At 60.9% G+C, this 24,836-nt stretch carries 16 protein-coding genes; 5 read left to right on the top strand and 11 right to left on the bottom strand.

The features are described 5' to 3' along the window. Nucleotide 1 precedes the first annotated feature (1 nt). Nucleotides 2-214, top strand: coding sequence for a PA3496 family putative envelope integrity protein (locus tag ACTJKS_RS04210; protein ID WP_025112635.1), 213 nt, complete (start codon nucleotides 2-4; stop codon nucleotides 212-214). On the opposite strand, the gene ACTJKS_RS04205 is transcribed toward ACTJKS_RS04210, so the two are convergent. After that, complete coding sequence (locus ACTJKS_RS04205) at nucleotides 156-1,118, bottom strand: LysR family transcriptional regulator (RefSeq protein ID WP_108184255.1); 963 nt, start codon at nucleotides 1,116-1,118, stop codon at nucleotides 156-158. The genes ACTJKS_RS04210 and ACTJKS_RS04205 overlap by 59 nt on opposite strands. Before the next feature lie 190 nt (nucleotides 1,119-1,308). Here ACTJKS_RS04205 and ACTJKS_RS04200 point away from each other — a divergent pair, with 190 nt between their 5' ends. Then, nucleotides 1,309-2,724, top strand: coding sequence for an acetyl-CoA carboxylase biotin carboxylase subunit (locus ACTJKS_RS04200; RefSeq protein WP_041073867.1), 1,416 nt, complete (start codon nucleotides 1,309-1,311; stop codon nucleotides 2,722-2,724). Between the two features lie 11 nt (nucleotides 2,725-2,735). After that, nucleotides 2,736-4,544 (top strand): sodium-extruding oxaloacetate decarboxylase subunit alpha, encoded by a 1,809-nt coding sequence (oadA, locus tag ACTJKS_RS04195; protein ID WP_108184254.1) that lies wholly within the window; start codon nucleotides 2,736-2,738, stop codon nucleotides 4,542-4,544. A 134-nt stretch (nucleotides 4,545-4,678) separates the two neighbouring features. Here the strand turns inward: oadA and ACTJKS_RS04190 are convergent, their stop codons facing one another. The 3 genes from ACTJKS_RS04190 to ACTJKS_RS04180 all read right to left on the bottom strand — a co-directional run bounded on the left by ACTJKS_RS04190 (nucleotide 4,679) and on the right by ACTJKS_RS04180 (nucleotide 8,842). Continuing rightward, on the bottom strand, nucleotides 4,679-6,928 hold the full coding sequence (locus ACTJKS_RS04190; protein ID WP_440828797.1) for an autotransporter outer membrane beta-barrel domain-containing protein: 2,250 nt from the start codon (nucleotides 6,926-6,928) through the stop codon (nucleotides 4,679-4,681). 259 nt (nucleotides 6,929-7,187) lie between these two features. Next, nucleotides 7,188-8,024, bottom strand: a complete 837-nt coding sequence (locus tag ACTJKS_RS04185; RefSeq protein WP_003229672.1) for an amino acid ABC transporter permease — start codon at nucleotides 8,022-8,024, stop codon at nucleotides 7,188-7,190. Then, complete coding sequence (locus tag ACTJKS_RS04180; RefSeq protein WP_108184252.1) at nucleotides 8,021-8,842, bottom strand: ABC transporter substrate-binding protein; 822 nt, start codon at nucleotides 8,840-8,842, stop codon at nucleotides 8,021-8,023. The genes ACTJKS_RS04185 and ACTJKS_RS04180 overlap by 4 nt, the downstream gene beginning before the upstream one ends. Nucleotides 8,843-8,952: 110 nt before the next feature. Here ACTJKS_RS04180 and ACTJKS_RS04175 point away from each other — a divergent pair, with 110 nt between their 5' ends. Further along, nucleotides 8,953-9,852, top strand: a complete 900-nt coding sequence (locus ACTJKS_RS04175) for a homocysteine S-methyltransferase family protein (RefSeq protein ID WP_108184251.1) — start codon at nucleotides 8,953-8,955, stop codon at nucleotides 9,850-9,852. A gap of 88 nt (nucleotides 9,853-9,940) precedes the next feature. Here ACTJKS_RS04175 and ACTJKS_RS04170 read toward each other — a convergent pair whose 3' ends face one another. Genes ACTJKS_RS04170 through ACTJKS_RS04160 form a run of 3 tightly spaced genes read right to left on the bottom strand, consistent with a single transcriptional unit; the run spans nucleotide 9,941 to nucleotide 11,705 of the window. After that, nucleotides 9,941-10,612, bottom strand: coding sequence for a GNAT family N-acetyltransferase (locus ACTJKS_RS04170; protein WP_108184250.1), 672 nt, complete (start codon nucleotides 10,610-10,612; stop codon nucleotides 9,941-9,943). Between the two features lie 12 nt (nucleotides 10,613-10,624). Continuing rightward, on the bottom strand, nucleotides 10,625-11,071 hold the full coding sequence (locus tag ACTJKS_RS04165; RefSeq protein WP_108184249.1) for a GNAT family N-acetyltransferase: 447 nt from the start codon (nucleotides 11,069-11,071) through the stop codon (nucleotides 10,625-10,627). 10 nt (nucleotides 11,072-11,081) lie between these two features. Continuing rightward, the gene (locus ACTJKS_RS04160; protein WP_108184248.1) at nucleotides 11,082-11,705 is read right to left on the bottom strand and encodes an FMN-binding negative transcriptional regulator; all 624 of its coding nucleotides are present in this window, start codon (nucleotides 11,703-11,705) and stop codon (nucleotides 11,082-11,084) included. Nucleotides 11,706-11,797: 92 nt separating this feature from the next. Here ACTJKS_RS04160 and pdxR point away from each other — a divergent pair, with 92 nt between their 5' ends. Further along, nucleotides 11,798-13,354, top strand: a complete 1,557-nt coding sequence (gene pdxR, locus ACTJKS_RS04155) for a MocR-like pyridoxine biosynthesis transcription factor PdxR (RefSeq protein WP_108184247.1) — start codon at nucleotides 11,798-11,800, stop codon at nucleotides 13,352-13,354. A 34-nt stretch (nucleotides 13,355-13,388) separates the two neighbouring features. Here pdxR and ACTJKS_RS04150 read toward each other — a convergent pair whose 3' ends face one another. The 4 genes from ACTJKS_RS04150 to ACTJKS_RS04135 form a co-directional block, all read right to left on the bottom strand. Beyond that, entirely contained in the window at nucleotides 13,389-17,912 is a 4,524-nt protein-coding gene (locus ACTJKS_RS04150; RefSeq protein ID WP_108184246.1) for a hypothetical protein, read from the bottom strand. 22 nt (nucleotides 17,913-17,934) lie between these two features. Continuing rightward, on the bottom strand, nucleotides 17,935-22,533 hold the full coding sequence (locus ACTJKS_RS04145) for a dermonecrotic toxin domain-containing protein (protein ID WP_108184245.1): 4,599 nt from the start codon (nucleotides 22,531-22,533) through the stop codon (nucleotides 17,935-17,937). Nucleotides 22,534-22,690: 157 nt separating this feature from the next. After that, nucleotides 22,691-23,791 carry a polyamine ABC transporter substrate-binding protein gene (locus ACTJKS_RS04140; protein WP_262949075.1) on the bottom strand — a complete coding sequence of 367 codons (1,101 nt, stop codon included), beginning with the start codon at nucleotides 23,789-23,791 and terminating at the stop codon, nucleotides 22,691-22,693. Beyond that, complete coding sequence (locus ACTJKS_RS04135; protein WP_041071656.1) at nucleotides 23,788-24,813, bottom strand: histone deacetylase family protein; 1,026 nt, start codon at nucleotides 24,811-24,813, stop codon at nucleotides 23,788-23,790. Before ACTJKS_RS04135 ends, ACTJKS_RS04140 begins: the two co-directional genes overlap by 4 nt. Nucleotides 24,814-24,836 lie beyond the last annotated feature (23 nt).

The following is a 24,836-nucleotide window of genomic DNA, read 5'->3' as shown; positions in this document are numbered from 1 at the left end:
AATGGCTCAGCCCTACGAAGAACGCAACAGCGCCGCGAAAACCCGTCGTCAGCAGGAAGACCAGCGCCGCATGGAATTCCGTCGCGCCATCGAAGATCGCTTCGAACTCCGTCAGCTTCAGAGCGAAATCAGCGATTTTCCCGAGGACATCGAACTCAACTACTGGCAGGCCGCACCGGCAGTTTCCCGTCGAAGCGCTCAACCAGCGCGCTGATCTGCACCCGCTCGCTGCGGATAAACGCCAGGAAGGCATGCGCTACCGGTGACAGCCGTTTGGCCTTGGCTTGCACCAGACACCAGCTGCGAAACAGCGGCAACTCTTCGACCGGCAGCTCCACCAGGCCGCCGGTCGCCAGTTCCAGGTTCAGGGCGTGGCGCGTCAACAGCGCCAGGCCCAGACCCGCCACGACGCATTCACGTTGAGCTTCGGCCGAGGCCACTTCCTGAGTCTGGGTGAAGTGCACGCGTTTCTCTTTGAAATACTCTTCACAGGCCAATCGCGTACCTGAACCCGGTTCGCGGATCAGCAGCGTGTAAGGCTCAAGATCCTGCAGGCGCAGCGGCCCCATGTGCGCCAGCGGATGGTTCGGGCGCGCCACGGCGACAATCGGGTTGTTCAGAAACGGCAGAAACTCCAGCCCCATGTCCTGCGGCACCATCGACATGATCACCAGATCATCGCGGTTGTCCGAGAGGCGGCGAATCACCTGGCCGCGGTTGACCACAGTCAGCTGCAGGTTCACTTCCGGGTGCTGGCGCTTGAACGCGGCGAACAGGTGCGGCACGAAGTATTTGGCACTGGATTCCACGGCCAGCTTCAACTGGCCTTGCAGCGAGCCCTGCATGTCCGACAGCTGCATGTCGAGGTTTTCCAGGCGGCCGAAGATGTCCCGGCTGGCACGCTGCAGGGCTTCGGCGGCCTCGGTCATGTAGAGTTTTTTGCCGACGTAATCGAATAATGGCTGGCCGATCAGCTCTTCCAGCTGACGAATCTGTAGGCTCACGGCCGGTTGTGTCAGAGACATTTCATCGGCGGCACGGCTGTAGGAACGTAAATCACACACTTCGTTGAAGATCTGCAATTGGCGTAATGTCATACGCATCAAGGACTTACGCATTTCTTATAGGCTCTGACGGCAGGCTGATGGTTTAACTATAAGTCTTTGCTTATGCCTGACCCAATTTTTATTCATTTTTGTTAATCCCTTGCGAGCGCTAGTGTGGGGCTGCGACTAAATTGAAACATTTAGTCACGCGTCGACCTGGGTCTAGCAGGTCGTGGTGCCACCGGCTCAAGGGAACCTCCAAGTGATAACAAAGATCCTGATCGCCAACCGTGGTGAGATTGCCGTACGAATCGTGCGGGCCTGCGCCGAAATGGGCATTCGCTCGGTTGCGATTTTTTCCGACGCCGACCGGCATGCCTTGCATGTGAAGCGTGCGGACGAAGCCCACAGCATCGGTGCCGAGCCACTGGCCGGTTACCTCAACCCGCGCAAGCTGGTGAACCTGGCGGTGGAAACCGGTTGCGATGCATTGCATCCCGGTTACGGCTTCCTGTCGGAAAATGCCGAGCTGGCAGACATCTGCGCCGAACGCGGAATCAAGTTCATTGGCCCATCGGCGGAAGTCATTCGCCGCATGGGCGACAAGACCGAAGCCCGGCGCAGCATGATCAAGGCCGGCGTACCCGTCACCCCAGGCACCGAAGGCAACGTCTCCGGTATCGAAGAAGCCTTGGCCGAAGGCGACCGCATCGGTTATCCGGTGATGCTTAAAGCTACCTCTGGTGGTGGCGGGCGCGGCATCCGTCGCTGCAACAGCCGCGAAGAACTCGAACAGAATTTCCCTCGGGTGATTTCCGAAGCGACCAAGGCTTTCGGTTCGGCGGAAGTGTTCCTGGAAAAATGCATCGTCAACCCGAAACACATCGAAGCGCAGATCCTCGGCGACAGCTTCGGCAATGTCGTGCACTTGTTCGAGCGTGACTGCTCGATCCAGCGCCGCAACCAGAAGCTGATCGAGATCGCCCCGAGCCCGCAACTGACCCCGGAACAGCGCGCCTACATCGGCGACCTGTCGGTGCGTGCGGCCAAGGCTGTGGGTTACGAGAACGCCGGCACCGTGGAGTTCCTGCTCGCCGAGGGCGAGGTGTACTTCATGGAGATGAACACCCGGGTCCAGGTGGAGCACACCATCACCGAAGAAATCACCGGGATCGACATCGTCCGCGAACAGATCCGCATCGCCTCCGGCCTGCCGCTGTCGGTGAAACAGGAAGACATCCAGCACCGTGGTTTTGCGTTGCAGTTCCGCATCAACGCCGAAGACCCGAAAAACAACTTCCTGCCGAGCTTCGGCAAGATCACCCGTTACTACGCTCCCGGCGGCCCGGGCGTACGCACCGACACGGCGATCTATACCGGTTACACCATTCCGCCGTTCTACGATTCGATGTGCCTGAAACTGGTGGTCTGGGCGTTGACCTGGGAAGAGGCGATGGACCGTGGCCTGCGGGCGCTGGACGACATGCGCCTGCAAGGCGTGAAGACCACCGCCGCGTACTACCAGGAAATCCTGCGCAACCCGGAATTCCGTAGCGGCCAGTTCAATACCAGCTTCGTTGAAAGCCACCCTGAACTGACCAACTACTCGATCAAGCGCAAACCCGAAGAGCTGGCCCTGGCCATCGCCGCCGCCATCGCCGCCCACGCAGGCCTGTGAGGAATATAAGAATGAGCAAGAAGATCTTCGTTACCGATACCATCCTGCGCGACGCTCACCAATCGCTGCTCGCCACCCGCATGCGCACTGAAGACATGCTGCCGATCTGCGACAAGCTCGACAAAGTCGGCTACTGGTCGCTGGAATGCTGGGGCGGCGCGACGTTCGACGCCTGCGTACGCTTTCTGAAAGAAGACCCGTGGGAACGCCTGCGCCAACTGCGCGCCGCGCTGCCCAACACCCGCCTGCAAATGCTTCTGCGCGGGCAGAACCTGCTCGGCTACCGCCATTACAGCGATGACGTGGTCAAAGCCTTTGTCGCCAAGGCCGCGGTCAATGGCATCGACGTATTCCGCATCTTCGACGCAATGAACGACGTGCGTAACCTGCGCGTAGCGATCGAAGCGGTGAAGGCTGCCGGCAAACACGCTCAGGGCACCATCGCCTACACCACCAGCCCGGTGCACACCATCGACGCGTTCGTGGCGCAGGCCAAGCAGATGGAAGCCATGGGTTGCGACTCGGTGGCGATCAAGGACATGGCCGGTCTGCTCACGCCATATGCCACCGGTGAACTGGTGCGAGCGTTGAAGGCCGAGCAATCGCTGCCAGTGTTCATCCACTCGCATGACACGGCTGGTCTGGCGGCGATGTGCCAATTGAAAGCCATCGAAAACGGCGCCGACCACATCGACACCGCGATCTCCAGCTTCGCCTCGGGCACCAGCCATCCGGGCACCGAGTCGATGGTTGCTGCGCTCAAAGGCACCGAGTACGACACCGGTCTGGACCTGGAGCTGCTGCAGGAAATCGGTCTGTACTTCTACGCCGTACGCAAGAAGTACCACCAGTTCGAAAGCGAATTCACCGCAGTCGATACCCGTGTGCAAGTCAATCAGGTGCCGGGCGGGATGATCTCCAACCTTGCCAACCAGCTGAAAGAGCAGGGCGCGCTGAACCGCATGGCCGAAGTGCTGGCGGAAATTCCGCGGGTACGTGAAGACCTCGGCTTCCCGCCGCTGGTGACTCCGACGTCGCAGATCGTAGGCACCCAGGCGTTCTTCAACGTGCTGGCCGGCGAGCGCTACAAAACCATCACCAACGAAGTGAAGCTGTACCTGCAGGGCGGTTACGGCAAGGCGCCGGGCGTGGTGAATGAAAAACTGCGTCGTCAGGCCATCGGCAGTGAAGAGGTGATCGATGTACGTCCGGCCGATCTGCTCAAGCCGGAGATGACCAAGCTGCGTGCCGACATCGGCGCACTGGCCAAGTCCGAAGAAGACGTGCTGACTTTCGCCATGTTCCCGGACATCGGCCGCAAATTCCTCGAAGAGCGTGCCGCCGGCACCCTCGTTCCGGAAGTGCTGTTGCCGATCCCTGAGGCCGGTGGTGTGGCGAAGGCCGGCGGCGAAGGCGTGCCGACCGAGTTTGTCATCGACGTCCACGGCGAAACCTACCGCGTCGACATCACCGGTGTCGGCGTGAAGGCCGAAGGCAAGCGTCACTTCTACCTGTCCATCGATGGCATGCCGGAAGAAGTGGTGTTCGAACCGCTCAACGAATTTGTCGGCGGTGGCAGCAGCAAACGCAAGCAGGCGTCGGCACCGGGCCATGTCAGCACCACCATGCCAGGCAACATCGTCGATGTGCTGGTCAAGGAGGGCGACACCGTCAAGGCTGGCCAGGCTGTATTGATCACCGAAGCGATGAAGATGGAAACCGAAGTCCAGGCAGCGATTGCCGGCAAGGTCACCGCCATTCATGTGGCCAAGGGCGACCGGGTCAACCCGGGCGAAATCCTGATCGAGATCGAAGGCTGAGATAACCGCCGCGATCCAACGCTTTAAACCTCGGGGGGGCATGTGCTCCCCTTTTTTTTCGCCTGCAATATGCTGTTCTTTGTAGGGGCTGCCGCAGGCTCGGGCCTGCGGCAGCTCCTACACGTAGCGTTGTGTCAGAACGCCATGCGCCACTGGCCTGTCACGCCGTAACTGCGGCTATCGTTGCCGGCCTCGCCGCTGAGGCCAATGCCTAGAGTGTTACGGGCGGACAGGGTCAGATCCAGACCTGCATCCAGCGTGAAGCTGTTGCGATCCATCTCGGCGCCAGTGACTTCAAAGCTTTTGCCACCCTTGACCAGGTGCTGGCGCGTTACGTTATCCAGATCGCCGTAGGTGTGTTTCACGCTCGCGCTCAAACGCGGCGTCAGTTGCATACCGTTGGACAGCTGGCTGGTGTTCGCCAGGCGCAGGCCGAGGGTGCTGCTCGGATTCGCCTGGGTCTGACCCTGAACCTTGAGCGCCGCATCGCCACCGTTCTCGGTGTAGCCGTCACGTTGATAGCGTTGATAACCGACGCTGGCGAACGGCTCGATGCTGACGTCGCCACGACCGAGGTTGTAGCCGACTTCGGCAAAGGCGTGCTGGGTGCTGGCGTCATAGCGGCTCTTGAGCCGATCGCTGAAACCATTGAAGGCGACGCGACGTTTGCCGCTGCCGTCATGGCTGCCGTACGAGGCGCCCAAGCGCAAGGCGAACGGGCCATCCTGACGCAGCGCGTAGGCGCCGAGGTGCCAGCTGTCGAGATCACCGTCGAACTGTTGGGCATCGAAGCGGGTTTGCGCTTTTGCACCCATCAGGCCGACATGCCATTGTTCGTCGATTCGCCAGTCCGCCCCCATGACCAGACCTTGGGTGGAATGCTTCAGAACACTGGCGGCGTCACGATCAACCTGGCCGCGATGCCCGAGCGTTTGCAGCCAGACCCGCCCTTTGCCTTCGCCACCAGCCGTCAGGCGCGGTGCATTCCCAGAGCTTGGCGCGCCATTGCCGCTGTCCAGTTGATGCATGGCCGAAAGCATGCTGGCGCTGAGCGGATTGACGCTGCTCAGTGTGGCTTTGGCGAGGTTGGCGTTGCTGCCGGCGGCGAGTTGTTCGAGGGCCAGGCTGGCCGTCGGCTTGCTGGCACCGAGCAGGGCCGTGACGGCAGTATTTTGAGGTGTAGCCGCGCTGATGGCCTTGCTTGTCTGGCGAAGTGCCTCAGGCTCTTGAGGTTGCTGAGGTTGCTGAGGTTGCTGAGGTTGCTGAGGTTGCTGAGGTTGCTGAGGTTGCTGAGGTTGCTGAGGTTGCTGAGGTTGCTGAGGTTGCTGAGGTTGCTGAGATGGGGAGGGTGTCTCGTCAATGCTCTGGGCGAGCGCCTGGCTATTCTGCGTGGTCGCAAGGTTTTCGAGCCGCACATCGTTACGGGCATAGAGCAAGCCCACTCGTTGTGCTTCGTAGTGCAGCGTCGGGGTCATGTATGCCAGATCGTTTTCAACGGTGCCAAACTGTCCCTCAATCGTTTCCGCTTGCAGAACAGTGTGCTGACTGCTTTGCAGATAGTCGCCGGCGGTGACGAGTTTCAGGGTGGCGTCACCCAAATGAGCGGTTCCTTTTACGACCACCGTCTGACTGTTGCCGGAGGCATCCACGGCATAGGCCAGCACGGCAGAACGGGCCAGGCGCAGATCTCCCGAAACCTTGGGTGCGCCGTAGACATCGTCGACGGTCATGCGTCCGTACACATTCAAATGATTTACCGCACCATTCCCGGCTATATGGGCGTTTTCATGAATATCCACCGTGCCGTCAATGAGGCCCTGGTTGGTCAGGTCACCGCCAGACGCGACAGTGGCGCCGCCATTGATCGCTCCTTTGTTGATCAGAATCCCCTCGGTCACTGCCGTACCCAGAATTTGCCCATCGTTGACCAGCATTGCCTTCGGATGGACCAGTACGCCGATGTTGAAATCACCCGGTCCGCTACGGGTCCAGTTCCCGCGCCTGACCTCCAGCCCGCTGAAGTTACGGGTTTCACCCAGCACGCCTTTCTTGTTCGCGTCGAGTTGCAGCAGATTGTCGCCCCCGCCACCGTCGACCAGACCGGCGAAACTGCCGCGAGATTGCACGGTGACAAGATCGTTGCGGCCATCGAGCGCCAGCGCTACACCTTCCTGCGCCGGATACGCTTTGCTGACCTTCAGTTGGACGGTGTCCGGATGATTGGCGAAAGCGTTGATCGCTGATTTGAACGTTTCAGAGGGGGCGGGAGAGATGCCTTGAGTGTCGGGCGGTGTGTCCTGAGCCATGGACAGATCAGCACATCCCATCGCCAGAGTAATGGCCAGTGTCAGGTGTTTCGGTCGAAAGTGGAATTGAACGGGCATCGAGTTCAGCCTCTCTTGGAAGGAGGCCAAACTCTAAGTTGGAGGCTGCAGGCACCGATGTCAGCCGGATCGCCCGGTGCTGCGGGCTACGTCGTTTTGATCGGCGGAAAAGGCCGGATCAACGCAGATTTGCGCATTACGTCCTGCCGGCCTGCTGCCCTTTCCTACAAGTTGTGTTGTCACTGGCCGCTGGTAATGATCAGAAACTCATCTGCCACTGCTCGATCCGCCCGTGGTAGATGTCTGTCGACGCATCAGCTCAGCTACGCCGCACATAAGCCTTGCCATAATGCCGTTCCATGCGCGCCTGAATCAGCTCCAGACCGATCGACATCAGCCAGTAAATGATCGCCGCCGTGGTCAGCATCTCGATGTAGCGGTAGCTCGAGCGTCCGTAGGACTGCGCCAGAAACATCACTTCCCAGACGCCCATCACCGAGATCAGTGACGAGTCCTTGAGCATCGAGATGAACTGGTTGGTGGTCGGCGGGATGATTGTGCGCATCGCCTGGGGCAGGGTGATGCGCCAGAAGATCACGCTCTCGCGCATGCCCAGCGCCAGCGAAGCTTCGCGTTGGCCGTAGGGCACGCCGAGAATGCCGGCGCGGAAAATCTCGCTCAGGTACGCGCCATAGTTGAGTGACAGGGCAATGATCCCGGCGACCACCGCGCCGGGCACGACACCCAGTTGCGGCAGGCCGAGGTAGATCAACAGGATCTGGATCAGCAGCGGCGTGCCGCGAAAGAACGAGGTGTAGAAACTGGCGATCCCGAATGCCACGGCGCTTTTCGACAGGCGCGCGAGGGCGGTGACGAAGCCCAGCAAAGACGAAGCGACGATGGCGCACGCGCAAAGAAACAGGGTCAGCGCCGCGCCCTGCAGGAAGCCGTTGGGCGCTAGGTGCACGCCGAGCAGGTTCGGCAGCTTGTCGAGGATGATCGAGAGCTTCAGATCGAAGCTCAGGAAAAACCCGGCGAACAGGCTGAACATCGCCGCCCAGGTCAGGTACAGGCGCGTGCGGAAACCGAACAGCCGTTGCAGGCGCGATTCAGCCACCGGTTGCGGCGGCTGTGGAGGTGTCGGGAAGGCAGTCATTGGCTGATATCGGCGCCGATCCATTTCTGCGACAGCTTGCTCAGCGTGCCGTCCTGCTTGAGTTGCGCGAATACCTCGCGCACTTTGGCGTCCCACTCGGCGTCACCCTTTTCGATGGCCACCGAGTTCGGTTCCGAGTACAGCGGCGTGCCGGCCAGTTTGAAACGCTGATCCTGATTCAGGCGCGGCTGCGCGGTCACCAGATTGGTGAGGATGGCGTCCAGGCGCACACCGGCGCCCAGGCCCAGATCCTGGAAGGCGACGTTGTCGGTATCGTACGGAGCGATCTGCACATCCTCGAACGGGTACTCCAGGCGCGTGTCTTCGGCGCCTTCAATGACCAGATTCTTGTTCAGATAACTTTCGTAGCTGCTGGCGCTGGTCAGGCCGACTTTCTTGCCGCTCAAGTCCTTGGCGCCGTGGATGCGATCGTCCTTGGCGTTGACCACGATCACGGCGGGCGAGGCGTAGTACTCGACCGGGAAATCGAACACTTCGGCGCGGGCCTTGCTCGGGGTCATGGAGCAGATGCAAATGTCGTAGCGCCCGCTCCAGCGACCGGCAGCGATCACGTCCCAGGATGGCGTTTCCAGGCGCAGCTTGACCCCCAGTTTTTCCGCGACGGCTTTGGCGACGTCGACGTCGAAGCCGTCCAGTTGATTCTGCTCATTGAGAAACGAGAAGGGCGGGTAGCTTTCCATCAGCACGCCGACCAGCTCTTTTTTCTGTTCGACGCGATCGAGTGTGGCGCCGCCGAAGGCTTGAGTGGACGCGGCCAGAATCGTCAGGCCCAGGGCCAGTAGCGGTTGAAGTTTCACAGTCGACACCTGAAAAAAGGGGTTGTTATTAACCGAATGGTGCGTATTAAATAGTTATAAGAACTACTCTGGTAGTGAGAAATATTCATAAGCATATGAGCGAAAAGCATATGGGCACAGCAAGCACGGTAATTCTCGATGGCGGCATGGGCCGTGAGTTGCAACGCGCCGGGGCGCCGTTTCGGCAGCCCGAGTGGTCGGCGCTGGCCCTGATCGAAGCGCCGCAAGCGGTCGAAGCGGTGCACGCCGCCTACATCGCCAGCGGCGCCAATGTGATCACCAGCAACAGTTATGCGGTCGTGCCGTTTCATATCGGCGAGGCGCGGTTTGCCGCTGAAGGCCAGGCTCTGGCGGCGTTGGCGGGCGAGCTGGCACAGCGTGCGGTGCAGGCGTCGGGCAAAGCGGTGCGAGTGGCCGGTTCGTTGCCGCCGCTGTTCGGCTCCTATCGCCCGGACCTGTTCGAAGCGACGCGGGTGAACGAATTGCTGGCGCCACTGGTGACCGGCCTGGCGCCGCATGTCGATTTGTGGCTGGCGGAAACCCAGAGCTCGATCATCGAGGCGCGCTCCATTCGTGCCGGTCTGCCGCAGGACGGCAAACCGTTCTGGCTGTCGTTTACTTTGAAGGATGAAGACACCGACGAAGTACCGCGTCTGCGTTCCGGTGAGCCGGTGGCTGAGGCAGCGGCCGTGGCGGCGGAGCTGGGCGTCGAGACGCTGCTGTTCAACTGCAGCCAGCCGGAAGTGATCGGCGCGGCGATTGACGCAGCGCGCGCCACCTTCGAACGCCTGGGCGTGCAGATTCACATCGGCGCGTATGCCAATGCATTTCCACCGCAACCGAAAGAGGCAACGGCCAATGACGGCCTCGATCCGTTGCGCGATGACCTGGATCCGCCGGGGTATCTGCACTGGGCGATTGACTGGCAGCAGCGGGGCGCCAGCCATTTGGGCGGTTGTTGCGGGATCGGGCCGGAACACATTGCGGTGCTGGCGCAGAAACTGGGGTAAACAACAGATCAAAAGATCGCAGCCTTCGGCAGCTCCTGCATGGGATTGACGTTCACCCTGTAGGAGCTGCCGATTTTGCTTTGACGATTTAACGACGGCACTCGACCAAGCCTTTCACCTGCCCGGTCGGCGTCTGGTTGGCATCGCTCAACCACTGCTCGAACCCTGCCGCAATCGCCGGCCATTCTGAATCCAGAATCGAATACCACGCGGTATCGCGGTTCTGGCCCTTGACCACCATGTGCTGGCGGAACACGCCTTCGAAGCTGAAGCCCAAGCGTTCGGCGGCGTATTTGGAGCGGGCGTTGCCGTTGTTGCACTTCCATTCCAGGCGCCGGTAGCCCAGCGCGAAGGCATATTTGGCGAGCAGGTACACCGCTTCAGTGCTTTTCGGCGAGCGCTGCATCGACGCGCCGAAGGTCACGTGGCCGATCTCGATGCGGCCCTGCGCCGGGACGATCGACATCAGGCTGAGGATGCCCTGCACCTGGCCTGTAGCGCGGTCGATGATGCTGAAGAAATACGGATCGCTGCTGGCCGCATGGTTGTTCAGCCAGTCATTGAACGCGTTGCGCTGCGGAAACGGCCCATAGGGCAAGTAATCCCACAGCTTCGGGTCGGCGCCGGGGCCTTCGAGGGCGTTGAACAACTCGTCGCCATGGCGCGTCGGGTCAAGTCTTTCCAGGCGGATAAAGCGGCCTTCGAGCAGTTTGCTGGTGGGCGCCGGAACGCCTTTCCAGTCGGCGAGTGAAGTGGTCATGCACGCGGCTCCTTAAATGGCTTTGCGAAACTGGATGAATCCCGGGCGCTCGGCGATGCGCTCGTAGAGCTGGATCGCGGTGGCATTGGTTTCGTGGGTCAGCCAATGCACTTTGCAGCAACCGTCGGCCTTGGCAGTGGCGTAAACGTGTTCGATCAGCAAGCGACCGACACCCGTGCCGCGGGTCTCTGGCGCTACCAGCAGGTCCTGCAGGTAACAGGAGTTTTCGATGCTCCAATTGGAACGGTGATAGATGAAGTGCACCATGCCCACTGCTTTACCGTCGGCCCAGGCGAGGGCGGCATGGGTCGGCTCGCTCGGGTCGAGGAAACGCTGCCAGGTGCTGTGGCTGACGGCGTCCGGCAACTCGCTGTTGTAGAAGCGCAGGTAGGCCTGCCACAACGGCAGCCAGGCGGTGTGATCACCGGCAGTCACCGGGCGGATCTGGATCTGACTCATGCTGATTTCCTTAACGCATCAAGTGGGCGAGGGTCTGGTCATTGATGTCGGGGCTGGCAGCCAGGCCTTCGCGCACGCCGGCAATGTCTTCGGCGCTGCGGTTCTGGCTGAGCTTGCGCTTGCCTTCGAGGCGGTCGATGGGTATGGCGAAACCGACGATGGCCTTGAGCATGCCGTCGATGTAGTCGGCCGGCGCGTCGTCGACCTTCCACGGCTGCGCGCGCCCGGCTTCATGGCGATCGGTCAGTGTGCTGACGATGTCGAGCAGGCGCCCGCCGTCGCTGAAGGTTTCGGCGTGGCCGTAGGCGTGCACGGCGACGTAGTTCCAGGTCGGCACGACTTTGCCGTGCTCGGCCTTGCTCGGGTAAAACCCGGGGCTGACGTAGGCGTCGGGGCCGGCAAATATCAGCATCGCTTCAGCGCCGTCGCGCAGGTCTTTCCATTGCGGATTGGCTTTGGCCAGGTGCCCGTACAGCGTGCCGTTAGGACCCTGTTCGCGGTGCAGCAGCACCGGCACATGGCTGGCTTGCAGACCGTTCTCACCATGACTCACAAGAATGGCAAGGCGAGTGGCGAGGATCAGTTCGTGCAATTGCGACAGGTCGTTGATGGCGAAGGCGCGGGGCGTGTACATGGAGAGATTTTCCTTGGCGAATGCCTGCATCCTAGGCAGGCTATTGGTCTGTTGTAAGAGCCATTGATGACCAATTTCATAGGTCCATTGCCATGCCCGAATCGACCACACTGTCTATGCCGTTCAATCCGGCCGGAATCGAACTCGACCGCCGCCAAGGCTTGAGCCGCCAGCTCTATCAGGCATTACGATTGCGCGTACTGGACGGGCGGCTGTGCAGCGGCACGCGGCTACCGGCCAGTCGTGATCTGGCGGCGGCGCTGGCCATTTCGCGTAACAGTGTGGTGCGCGCCTACGATCAACTGTATGCCGAAGGCTTCATCGAAGGTCGGGTCGGTGATGGCACTTACGTTGCGCATTTGCCTCACGCAGCGTTGCCAGCGAAAAAGTTGTCCACAAAAATATCCACAGGGTTTTCAACAGGCTTACCCACAGCCTTATCCACAAAATGCCCGGATTTACCTGTAGATCCATCCAGCAAGGTTATCCACAACGATCCGCTGACCCGGGTCAGAAATAACCATTTGGCCCGGCCGCCCAGTGGTCCGCCCCGGGCTTTTCGGGTCGGTGTACCGGCGTTTGATCTGTTCCCGTTCGACGTCTGGGCCAAGCTGAATGCGGCTTTCTGGCGAAAACCGGATTTGCAGCAGCTGTGTTATGGCGATCCGGCCGGTGATGCACGGTTGCGCGGGATGATCGCTGCCTATCTGCGCAGTTCTCGGGGCATGCAATGCACAGCTGAACAAATTGTGATCACCAGCGGTGCGCAGCAGGGAATAAGCCTTTGTGCACAGTTGCTGGTCGAGCCGGGTGACGGCGTCGCGATTGAAAATCCGGGGTATCGAGCAGCGGGTCACGCCTTCGCCGTGGCCGGTGCGAAACTGCTCGGTGTGGCTGTGGATAACGAGGGCATCGACTGTGCCGAACTGACGAGGTTGAACGACTGTCGCCTGACTTATGTAACGCCTTCCCATCAATATCCCACCGGGGTGGTGATGAGCCTTGCCCGACGCCTTGAACTGCTTGCCTGGGCCGAGCGCACAGGAGGCTGGATCGTCGAGGACGACTACGACGGCGAGTACCGCTACAGCGGCGCGCCGCTGGCCCCTTTGGCGGCGCTCGATCGGCAGGGACGGGTGCTGTATGTCGGCACGTTCGGCAAGGTGGCGTTTCCGGCATTGCGCCTGGGGTATCTGGTGCTGCCTCCGGGGTTAGTGGAGGCGTTCGCTCAACGGCGTGCAGTGGATGTAAGGCATTCCGAAGTCAGCACCCAGGCGGTCATGGCCGAATTCATGGCGAGCGGACACTTCCAGCGGCACATCCGCCGTATGCGGCGAGCGGCGCTGAGCCGGCGCGACACGCTGCTCAAGGGGTGGCCGGCGAACATCCCGGGAGTCGGCCCGTTGCCCGTCGTGGCCGCAGGCCTGCATATGACCGTGCCAGTCGACAGCGTGGCGCGTGAGCGGGAGTTGATCGAATTGGCCCGTGACGTCGGGGTCGAGATCAATGGCTTGAGCAGCTATTGGTTGCCAGACGCCGGCGCTGAGCTGGAGCAGCGCGCCGGTCTGGTGATGGGGTTTGCTGCGGTGCCTGAACCGGCGATCGACGCCGCGCTGGACAGGTTGCGCAGGGCCTGGCAGGTGGATTGAAAGGGGCGGGCTCCAGACCGCCCCGTCGCCTGAGTCAGGGCTGGGGTTCGAGATTGAAAAACAGCGCCGGGTCGCTGATTCGTCGCAGCACATAGTCGATCGGTGCCAATGTGCCGAGTGCCTCGCGGCGTTCGGCAGTGAACTGCTGCAAATGCGCATCAGCGATTTTCAGGTGCGCCGCTGTGAAGCTTTCCAGTGGAGCCTCCAGTGAGTCGTAGTGAAAATGCGCCAGCCACAATGGTTGATGCTTGTTGGTTACATCCAGAATCCGATATTCCTGAAAGTAATCGCGACGTTTTTTGGTCCTGATCCTTCCCTGAACATTGCGTTCGATTTGCACTTGATGATTGTCCAGCATCCATTGCAGATAAGCCTGACGAGGCTGGCGCTGCTTGAGCATGCTGGCGCGGAGGTTGACGCCTTCGGTCCGTAATCGCTGGGCATCGGCGGTGAGATACGCCCCGATATTGCCCACCGGCGGCGTTGCGCCGCCAGTGGCGCGAATGCGGGCGAGGGCCTGGGCAGCATCGGCCGCCGCTCGCTCCAGAAGCGCTGCTCGTTGATCGAACAGATCCTGCATGTCCGCCGGAATCCGGTTGGGCCGTAACGCGTCCTTGCGTGTCTGTTGCGTGAAAGCCTGCACGTCATCAACCAGTTTCAGGCTATTGGCGACAATATCGATGTCTGCCAACGGCGGTTGTCGATTCGGACGCGGCCTCGGCGGCAGTACGCTCTCCAGAGGTTGCTCGGTTGTGGTTGAAGCGTGGGCGGATTGCGGTTCGCGAGGACGGCTCTTGGTCACTTTTATGGCTTGGCGGGAGGGCCCCGCAACGGCCGGTCTGGGAGGGGCGGGTGGGGCGCTGACAACGTTCTCGGGCAGCAGCGCGTTCAATTGATCCTGAGCCAGTTGCCGGAACTCGTTGATCAGGCCGCGTATTCGTTCAAGCTGGGTCGGTTCCAGTTTGTCCGGCATTTCACCAGGAAGGTCTGTGAGGCGCTGATCGGTGTCGGCATAAACATCGATCAGCTTGCTCAGACGTTCGATGTGCAGCGCGATTGCATCTGTCGCGGTCGGCGTTTTGAGCAATTGTGCATGCTGATGGGTGGCGGTAGCTGCCTCGATGATCAGTAATCCCACCACGTCACGCTCCGGCGCGGCCGCTGCGCTGGCCGAGTTACGCATGCACAGCTCGTGGGACATGCCGATTTCGTTGGACTTCAGATCCCACTCGGTGAATGACGGCAGCAACGCGCGCAAGCGTTGTGCAGCGGTGATACCGGCACTTCCCAGGGTTTCGAGAGCGGCCAGTGAGCTCTGGGACAATCGCAGGCGCGTCACCATGTCCTGACTCAATGCCAATGTCTGTCTGACATTTTCGATATGAGTTTGCAGCGCGGTGTCCGATTCGATCTCGTTGTTCTCGACCAGCTTGTGGGTAAGGCTGGCATAGGCGTTGCGTTTGAGGGAAAACCACAGGGCGAGGTTTTTCTGCAGCAGCGTGGTCAGGCGCAGCACATCATGCAGATAGCCTTCGCTGCCGCCTTTCTGGCGCCATTGCTCGAGGTTTTTCAGGGCGGCGTCATAATCGCCAATCAGCGTTTCAACCTGTGCGAGATAGCGCTCGGTGGCTTGCTCGTGCGCAGGGCCGCTGGCCGCGAGCATTTCATCCAGCGCCCGTTGCAACGCGGCATCGGCTGCGGGTTCCTGGCGTTTGAAGTCATTCAGCGCGGTTTCCAGCTGTTTTCGCTGTTGCTCCTTTTCCCTGCGTTGGGTCCTGAGCCGGTTTTGCAGACTCTGCCCACCGGCTCCCCCGCGCAGGCGCAGACGCGTATCGACCACCCACTGGCCTTGAGCAAATTGCGCCAGAAGCGGCCCAGTTTTCCGCGGATTGCCGGCAAATACGATCTGCAGCTGTTGATCATCGTTTTCGATCACCGTGTACCAGTGTTCGCCGACCTGTGCGTACAGCTGATCATTGAGCCTGTACAGGCTGGCACGACCGCGCCGCAGGGTCTGCACATTCGGATCAGTCAGGTCCGGGGCCGGGACTGCGGCATCTTGCAGATACGCGATCAAGGCCGCAGGGCTCCTGCGAGGTATGGAGCCGCTGGCTTCCAGTGAATTGTAATGAGCGGGAGGCAGTTCATCGGTCAGTGGCGTGGGAATAAGGGTCACGACAGGTTTGGCGGGCGCTACGGCCGGTTTCTGCGGCAAGTCGGCTACGTTGTCGTCGATGTCTGACCATGGGCGTGGGCCGGCCTTGCGGCGTACGGCAGCGTGATGGGCCAGGAGAATACCCAAGGTCAGCAACATGTCGCCCACCGAACTCCACTCGTTGAGCCTGTCGCCCCGTTGATGCGCCTCCAGCGCATGCTCGATTTCAGTGAGGCTTTGCCAGATCCAGATGGCCGCGCCAGCCGGGCCGCTGAGAAAGTTCGCAGCAACATTGAACACGGCCCAGCCGCTGTCTCGCAGCAATGCCCAGCGGCGTTCGGCGTTGGATTGCGATTGCCGGTCAGCCAGTTGTGCCATCGCTTGGGCATGGGACTGGAACAATTTGGCGAATACATCGCCGCTCAGTTCCTGCGACCCGAGCTCGACCGGCCCGGCCCAGTTCACGGAGGTCCAGGGTTCCAGCAGTAACTCAGCGCCGAGCCATGGGGTGGGCAGGCCGATCGGGAAGGTGAATTGAGCGTATTTGAAGCTGATGGCTGCATCGGGCAACCACGCCAGCACCGAATCCCTCAGCTCTCCCGGTTGGTGCAAGGCGTACAGCAGGTTTTGCGCAGAAGGGAATTGCATCAGCGATTGTTCGAACAGTGGCCGGTACAGCACGCAGGGGCCGGCCTCGGGCTGACGGGGGCCGATGATGAACATGTTGTCCACCGTATCACCGATGCTTTCTCCGGAGCGGATGAAGGTCAGAGGGCGTATCACCACCGGTTGCGGATGAGCGGGTGTCGGTTTGAGCCATTCGCACACATAGCGATAGCCCTGCTCATTGAAACCGGCGATGCGACGGATTTTGTTCTCCAGTGCAACAAGCGGCAGCACAGCCTGGAGTTGTCTGATATAGAACTGTGCTTGTAATGCAGCTTGCGGCCGATCATTGATCAGTTTTTCCTTGATCAACTGTGGATAGGCCATGCCGATGTTGACCTGGCTCGCCATGTTTGTCAGATAGGTCTCGTTCAACCAGCGGGGAACGGTTTGCGGCGGATTGAAGCGCAGGCTTGCCTGGTAGGGGGCGGCGTTCTGCAGTGCAAACTCACCCAGGGTTTCCGTATGAGTATCGTTGGGGTTGGGCAGCGTCAGGCCTCCCGACTCGAAGCTGTTGGTGATGGTGATTTCAAGGGTTTCCAGCGGCAGCCCGGCCGCAGATTTTTTATCGGCCAGAATGGCTTCGCGCATACGCCTGCCAGCGAAGGTCGTGATGGACGCAATCCGGAACAGGTTCTTGTCTGCGAGTTTGTATAGCTTGCCCAGCGCACTGACCGATCGGCTGTAGCGCTCCATGTCCGCCGCCGAGGCGCCGATCAGCCAGTCGGGAATGGCGTCGTCCAGTCCGGTATCGCGGGGATGGTCGGCACGGGTGAAGTCCGGGGCGTACGGCGTGTGATCGGCGGCAAGTTCTGCGCTGGTGATCGAGGCGATGGCATCGAGTTGACTGGCAATCAACGCCCAGGCCATGTGATCGAAGAAATTGCCTGCGGGCTCGAACAACTGCCACTTCAGGTTGCGCCCGGCCAATTGGTCGGGCAGGCGATCAGATAAAGACGCTCCCAGCGATTCCAGAGTGTCGAACGACTCATAACCCTTTTCTACCGAGTACATCATCACCAGGTCGCGCTGCCGATAACGCCCCGTGAGCACGGCCGCGCCGCCGACGATCAGATGCCGGGTCTCGCCCTTGTCATCGACCGTATCGACGTCGATCAGGCAGACCTTGATCGACGAAACCTCGGGAGCCCGAGTCGGCCTCTGCTGTTTGTCCGGGAACTGCGAGACGGCTCTGGCCACGTGGCATTGGCTTTCATCCCAGCCACTGTCGGTCTGCACATCAAGGGCTTTGCGCAGGGCATCGGACAACTCCTGCCAACGCGTTGACTTGGGGCCGGCGCTGTTCCAGTAATCCAGCTGACGTTCGCCAAAGGCGGTGAAAAGCAGGGGTGCGTAGTCGTTGAGCAAGGTGGCGATGGCTTCGATGCCGATGTCCAGGTGCAGCACGGGTGTGGCTTGCGGATCGGTTGTCAGGAAGTGTTCGCCTTCCAGGTAATTGGCGCTGGTGGCGGTGAAGAACTGCCGGACTACGGCCTGGGTCAGAGACTCGAACCGGATGGGCATTGCCGTCAGCGTACCGTCGTCCCATTGCCATTGAGGGGTGCCGATGAGCGTATGGTCGGGGTCGATATCGCGGTCGGGAAACCTCTCTTTCAGGGCTTTACGCAGCATTTGAGCCGCCACTTCGTCGACGGTTGGGCCTTGGCTTGTCTGCCGCACGACGAGGTTTTTCTTCAGCAGGACGGGGGGACGGAGGTTGTCGACAGATTCGGTCATTGTCAGTTTCCTTTTTGACATTTCAGGCATGCGAAAAGAACAGGGCACGAGCCAGTTGCGGGCTGATCTCGCTGCGATAAATCGCGATGAGCTGTGGGTTTGCAGTGTCGGCGCGTACGTCGAAAGCACCGGCCAGCAAGCGCTGCTCCCGGGTCTTCAAATGAGCAGCGGTAAAGGCGTTGATGGCCGCGTCGAGCCGGGGGTAATGAAAGTGCGCGTACCAGAGAGTCGCTGCCCCGCGACGCTCGCGAATCTCGTATTCCTGAAGGAAGTCCTTGCGCGGTCCCTTGAGCCGGCGCCGATCACCGTTGCGCACGATGTCGATTTCACCTTTGCTCAGCAGCCATTCCACCCGCGCCGCCGTCGGCGGTTGCTGCTTGATCATGTCGACGCGAACCCGGTAACCCTCGGCGTACAGTCGCTCCTTTGCTTTCTCAAGTGCTGCCTGCAGTCGGGTGGCGGTCTGGTTCTGGCCGTCAATCGTGCTGAGCGGGGTCATGGCTTGCGCCAGGGCACTGGCGCTTTGTCCGACGTGTTCGGCATGTTGTCGAAACAGCTCCTCGGTTTCCACCGGGATACGGCCAGGTTTCTTCGATTGGGCTTCGGTTCGCCGAATGAAATCTTCCAGGCCATCGAGCAGCGCCTGGCCCTGCACCAGCTGTACTGCCAGCGCCGGTGCAGGTGCGACCGGACGGCGCCGCGGGGCCGGGATGCGTTCCAGCCAGACCCCGGGTGTCTTTTCGTGAAAGGTGGCGATGACCTTGCCGGTCACGGGGGCGCGAACCTCCAGCAAAACGGGTTCACCGGGAGCCGAAGGGCGCATTTCGCCGACCACGGTGCCTTTGAAGCGCGTTTTGATGACCCGTTTGCGCGAGGTTCGCGGCGGTTGTGAAGGTACGGAACGTGGCTCCGTCGTCGGCAGTTCACGCAGCAATTGCGCCAGATGATCTTCAGTGTCTTTGTGGAATTCGCTGACCCGTTTGCGCACTTGCTCGAAGGACGGCTGGATCAGTACATCCTTGTGGCTGAGGGACAAGTCTTCGAAGGCTTGAGTAATGCCCGTGAACTGCTCCAGCACGCCATCAAGCGCTTCGGCGCGCTGGATAATCCCCTCGGCGCTGTCTTCCTGAATCAGTTCCTGTGAGGTCTGGATCGCCAGGTTGGTGGTGTCGAGCAGGCGGGTGAAGTCGCCTCGCGCCTCCTTCAGAGCAGCGCCGTCGCCTGCTTCGAAGCAGACCTCACGCGCCAGTGAAACTTGCAGCGCCTTGAGGTCATTCACGCTGAAAGCGGGTAATTGCCTGCGGTACTTATTGGTGATCTCGGCAGCGTTTCTGCCTAGCCTGCTCAGCGCCTGGAACCGCGAGTGGGCAAACTCGATCTTGCCGATTACGCCTTCAGCGAGATCAATCATCTGTCGATAGATCGTCCGATCGCCCGAGCCCGCGGCAGTCTCTTGCGCCTCCAGCAGTGCCAGGGTTTCACGCAGTGTCCGGCTGAAGGTGGCATTGTTCTCATCAAGCCAGCTCTGGTTGAAGTACAGCTGGGTATCCAGCATCGAAGTCATGGCGGAGCGGTAGTTGGGCAAGCTTTCAAGCAGGCTGAGCGCCTTGAGCTGTTCGATGGGGGCTTCGTACTGGCTGCTGCGCTGCTCGAGCAGGTCTAAAAATTGTTGCTGCAAGGCCGGTCGAGCCTCGGTGCTGGCAGCTTTCATCTGGTTGTAAGCGGCGATCAGTTCGGTTTTGGCGTTGGCGCGTTCCTCATCAAACGTGGCCAACTGTTGCTTGAGCTCGGCGATCCGTTGAGCGTTTTGCTGTTTGATCGCTTTGCGCCGGGCAGACAAGCCGCCGCCTCGCAGACGCAGGCGGGTGTCGACGAACCATTGCCCACGGGAATTGCCGATCAACGGCGGCCCTTGGCGTGGAGGTTGTTGGCGAGCGTCGATGATCGAGACCTCGCCGTTTTCCTCCACGGCCACCTCGAACCAGCGCTCCCCGACCTGGGTGTAGTAGCGGTTGTCGTGGCTGTAGAGATGTCGGTACGCACCGCTATCGGCAGCGGGCGGAGTCAGAGGCTCGGGTTTGCTGATTTGGAAACGGTCGAGCGTTTCCTTAAGACTCAGGGCCGGGCCGGTCAGTAGGGATACAGGGTGCCGGGCAGTAGCGGAATCGCTTGCCCTGTCGGGCAGTTGCACGATAGAGGCCGGTGGCGGTTCGACGGCCTGCCGAATCTCGGTCGTGACGGCACCGACAGGCTTTTCTTCGATCTGGCGGGCCGTGGTATGACGCGTCGCACCGCGGTGCGCGAGGACCATGGCCAATGTCAGCAACAGGTCGGTCATCACGGCTTTCTGCTGGTCACGGTCGCCTGTTTCTGTGGCGTCCAGGCCTTGTTGCAGGTCCTCCAGAATCTGCCAGACCCACGCGGCGGTACCGACCGTACTGCCCAGAAAAGGCAGCGCCGCATTGAGGATCGCCCACGCCGCCTGTTTGAAAGTCGCCCAGCGGTTTTGCGCGTTGGACACCGATTGCCGCTGTGCCAGATCCACCAGTGCCAGGGCGTTGCTCTTGAACACAGCGGCCAGGTAATCGTTGGCAATGACTTGCGTGCCAAGGGACAGCGTGCCGCCCATTTGCAGAGGGGTCAGCGGGTCTGCCAACAGCTGCGAGAGCGACCAGACCGAGGGCAGGCTGCCGGTGAATACGTAGTCGGAATAATGGCTGCGTACCCTGTCCGGTAACCAGGCAAGCACCGATTGGCGCAGGGTGGCCGAATGCTTGATGGCATAAATCAGGTTGGCCGGTGTCGGGTACTGGCTCAAGGACTGGTCAAGTAATGGCTGGTAAAGCAGGCAGGGGCCCTTGTCCATCTGCCGAGGACCGATGACAAACATGTTGGCCACTTCGTCCGCAGAGGCAAGCAGCCGCCAACCGGGATTGAAAGCCAGTGGGCGAATGACAATTTCCTGGCCGTCGACCCGGCGATTGGCATCGAGCACCTGCACCACGGCAGCGACATAGCGATAGCCGAGCTCATTGATCCCGCCCAGGCCGCGAATCTTTTGTTGCAGGGCCAACAGCGGTAGCTCAACCCGCAAATGGCCGGTGAACAGATTCTGCCGGCGCAGGCTTTCCAGAGGATCGTCAAGCAATTTGCCTTTGATCAGGGCCGGGTAGGTCCTGCCGATGTCGACACTGACGATCAAGGCCTCCAGGTACGCCGCGTTCATCCAGGACGGCAGCGTCGAGGCACTTTTGCTGCGCACGGTCTTGTCACCCAGGGGGACGGCGATCAGGTTTTGCAGCGCCAGATCGACCAGGCTCAAGGTGCTACGTTGTGGTTCCGTCGGTGGCACAAAAGTGCCCCAGACCACGACACTGTCGACCACGATCTCGATGTCTGCCAGATCCAGATCTGCAGCCTCGGGATGTTGCTTGAGCATGGCCTCGCGAAGTCTCTCCAGGGTGTACTCGCGGATCGGCTTGATCCCGTCCTGAAACGACTGGTTGGCGTTCTGTGTGCGAAGGGTTGCCAAGTCCATCAGATGACGACTGTAGGCCGTGAGATCGACGGAGGACGCGTTGAGCATCCAGTCCGGCAACCCTTGCTCGACCCGGTTGAAGCGCGAGGGTGCCTGCCTGTCCGTCGGGTCGTGTCCATCTGCCGCCCGACTGATGTGGGGTGCCAGATCGCGGTTGCGGATGTCGGTATCGGTCGCCAGTGCACCGATCGCATCGGCTTGCAAGGCAATCAGGTTACAGGCCAGGTGGTCGAAGTAATTGCCTTCGGGTTCGATCAGGCGCCACTGCCAGGCATTGCCGGCGTCATTTTCTGCGGTGTAGCTCAGCAGGGACTCGCCCAGAGCCTGCATTGACTCGTAGCTCTGAAAACCACCGGTTATGGTGTAAGTGAGGATCAGCGTGCGAGTGCCCAGCGTTCCGGTCAGCACCGCCATGTCGAGGGTGTTCAGGTGTCTTGCAGCACCGTCGTCGACCTGGTCGAGGTCGATCAGGCAGGCCCGCGATTGATAGCGGTCGTTGGTCGTGCGGGCGCCCTTTTCCGGATAAGTGAACAAGTGGCGGGCCATGGCGACCTGATCGGCATCCCATGATGGCCCGGGTTCAATGTTCCAGCGCTCGCGCATTGAGTGGGACAACTGCTTCCAGCGTGGCGTTGAGGGGCGCGTGAGCTGGTTCCAGTAATTGAGCTGTTGCTCCTGAAACGCAATGAACAGCAAGGGCGCAAGTTCGTTGAGCAAACGCCCGATAGCCTCGATGTTGACCGGCAATTGCACCGGTACCGGCGCCAGAGGTTCCAGGGTGAGGTAATGCTCGCCATCGAAATACAGCACGGGCGTGGACGCCACCCCATGACGGACCAGAGCGCCCGTCAGTGATTCGTAGCGTCTTGCGCCGGGGATCACCTGCGTTGCATCAAAGGCCCAGGTCGGTGTCACCACCATGGCCAGACGCGGATCGATGGTCAGTTGCGGGTAGAGGGTTTTCAGGGCCGGCAACAGCGCCTGGGTGGCGACTTCCCTGATCGAGGGTCCTGCCACCAGTTGGGTAAGCAAGTCATTCTGCTCATTCGGGAGGGCGGCGGGTGGGGCGGAGTCTTCGCTCATGGTCACTTCCTGTGAGGTGGGCGCAGGTACCGTTGGGCGTTCGGTGCGCGTTCGGGCTCAAGGTAATGACCGTCGGGGCCGGCATGGCGGTATATAGATATCGCGGACAAAAAAAGGCCTGCATCAACGCAGGCCCGTAACTGAACCGAAGTGAAGGTCAGGTGCCGGACTTGATCTTGGTCCAGGCCCGTGTGCGCGCCCGTTCGGCATCACGCGGCAGCGGTTGCAGGGTGTAGAGCGTGCTCATCGCCGCATCGGTCGGGTACAGGTTGGGGTTGTTGCGGATCGCCGGATCGACCAGCCCGGTAGCGTCCTTGTTCGGGTTCGGGTAGCCGACGAAATCGCTGACCGGGGCGATCACCGCCGGTTGCAGCAGGTAGTTGATGAAGGTGTAGGCGTCTTGCGGATTCTTCGCGCCCTTGGGAACGGCGAGCATGTCGAACCAGATCGGTGCGCCTTCCTTGGGCAGGCGCATGTCGACCACGACACCGTTCTTCGCCTCTTTGGCGCGATTGGCCGCTTGCGAGAAGCTGCCGGAATAACCCACCGCGACGCAGATGTCACCGTTGGCAATATCAGCCATGTATTTGGACGAGTGGAAGTAAGTGACGTACGGGCGGATCTTCATCAGCAACGCCTCGGCCTTGGCATAGTCAGCCGGCTTCTTGCTGTTGGGGTCCAGGCCCAGGTGTTGCAGGGCCAGCGGCAGGATCTCCGACGGCGAGTCGAGCAGGGCGACGCCGCACTGCTTGAGCTTGCTGATGTTCTCTTCCTTGAAAATCAGGTCCCAGCTGTCCACTGGCGCGCTGTCACCCAGTGCGGCCTTGACCTTGGCCGGGTTGAAACCGATCAGGATGGTGCCGTACATGTACGGCACGGCGAACTGGTTGCCCGGGTCGTTGGCCTCGATCAGCTTCATCAGTTTCGGATCGAGGTGATTCCAGTTCGGCAGCTTGCTGCGGTCCAGCGGCTGGAACACCCCGGCCTCGATCTGCTTGGCGAGGAACACATTGGACGGCACCACCACGTCATAGCCGGAGTTGCCGGTCAGCAGCTTGGCTTCCAGCGCTTCGTTGGTGTCGAAGATGTCGTAGACCAGTTTGGTCTGGCTGTTCTGCGCCTTGAAGTCTTCCAGCGCCTTGGGCGTGATGTAGTCGAACCAGTTGTAGACGCGCAAGGTGCGTTCTTCGGCGTGGGCGCCGACGCTGAGCAGCGCCGCGCACAGGGCTGGTGCAATGCAGTGCTTGAGTCGGTTCATTGTTCGAACCCTTCGAGCACGTTCACTGCGTTGATGCCGATTTCCTCCACCGCGTAACCACCCTCCATCACGAACAGCGTCGGTTTGCCGAGGGCGGCGATGCGTTTGCCCATCGCCAGGTAATCCGGGCTGTCGAGCTTGAACTGCGAGATCGGATCGTCCTTGAAGGTGTCGACGCCCAGCGACACGACGATGATGTCGGCACCGTAGCTGTCGATCTCGTTGCAGGCCTGTTCCAGCGCCGCGCTCCACACCTTCCAGCCGGAGCCGGCCGGCAGCGGATAGTTGAAGTTGAAGCCTTCACCGGCGCCTTCGCCGCGTTCATCTTCGTAGCCGAGAAAGAACGGAAACTCCGCTTCCGGGTGGCCGTGGATCGAGGTGAACAGCACGTCGCTGCGCTCGTAGAAAATCGACTGCGTACCGTTGCCGTGGTGATAGTCGACGTCGAGGATCGCGACTTTCTGGTGGCCTGCATCGAGGAATGCCTGAGCAGCGATAGCGGCGTTGTTGAGGTAGCAATAACCGCCCATCAAGTCGCTGGCGGCGTGGTGTCCCGGTGGCCGGCACAGGGCGAAGGCGCTGCGGGCGCCGCGCTGGATTTCGGCCTGCGCAGTCAGCGCCACTTGCGCTGCACTGTAGGCTGCTTGCCAGGTGCCGGCGGTGATCGGCGCGCCGCCGTCGAAGCTGTAGTAGCCGAGCTGGCCGTGCAGGCTGGTCGGTTTGATCTGCCGCAGAGTGCGTGCGGGCCAGGTGTAGGGCAGCAAGTCGCCGTCGGTGTTGAATTCGGTCCAGCGTGCCCACGCACCTTTGAAGAAGTCGAGGTAGTCGCGGCTGTGGATGCGCGCGATCGGTTCGAGACCGAAATCCTTTGGCGCTTCCACCGAACCGAGGTTTTGGTTCTTGACCCGTTGCAGCACGTGGTCGGCGCGCGACGGCATTTCGAAACACGGCTTGAGCTGGCCGTCGATGAGTTCGCAGCGACCGTGGTGCAGGTGGTGATCGTCCGAGTAGATCGTCAGCATTTGTTGTTCTCCGCAGGGGGCTG

This window comes from Pseudomonas sp. 22189, assembly GCF_052045635.1.
GTDB lineage: Bacteria > Pseudomonadota > Gammaproteobacteria > Pseudomonadales > Pseudomonadaceae > Aquipseudomonas > Aquipseudomonas parakoreensis.
This window is presented reverse-complemented; position numbering and strand designations above follow the sequence as displayed.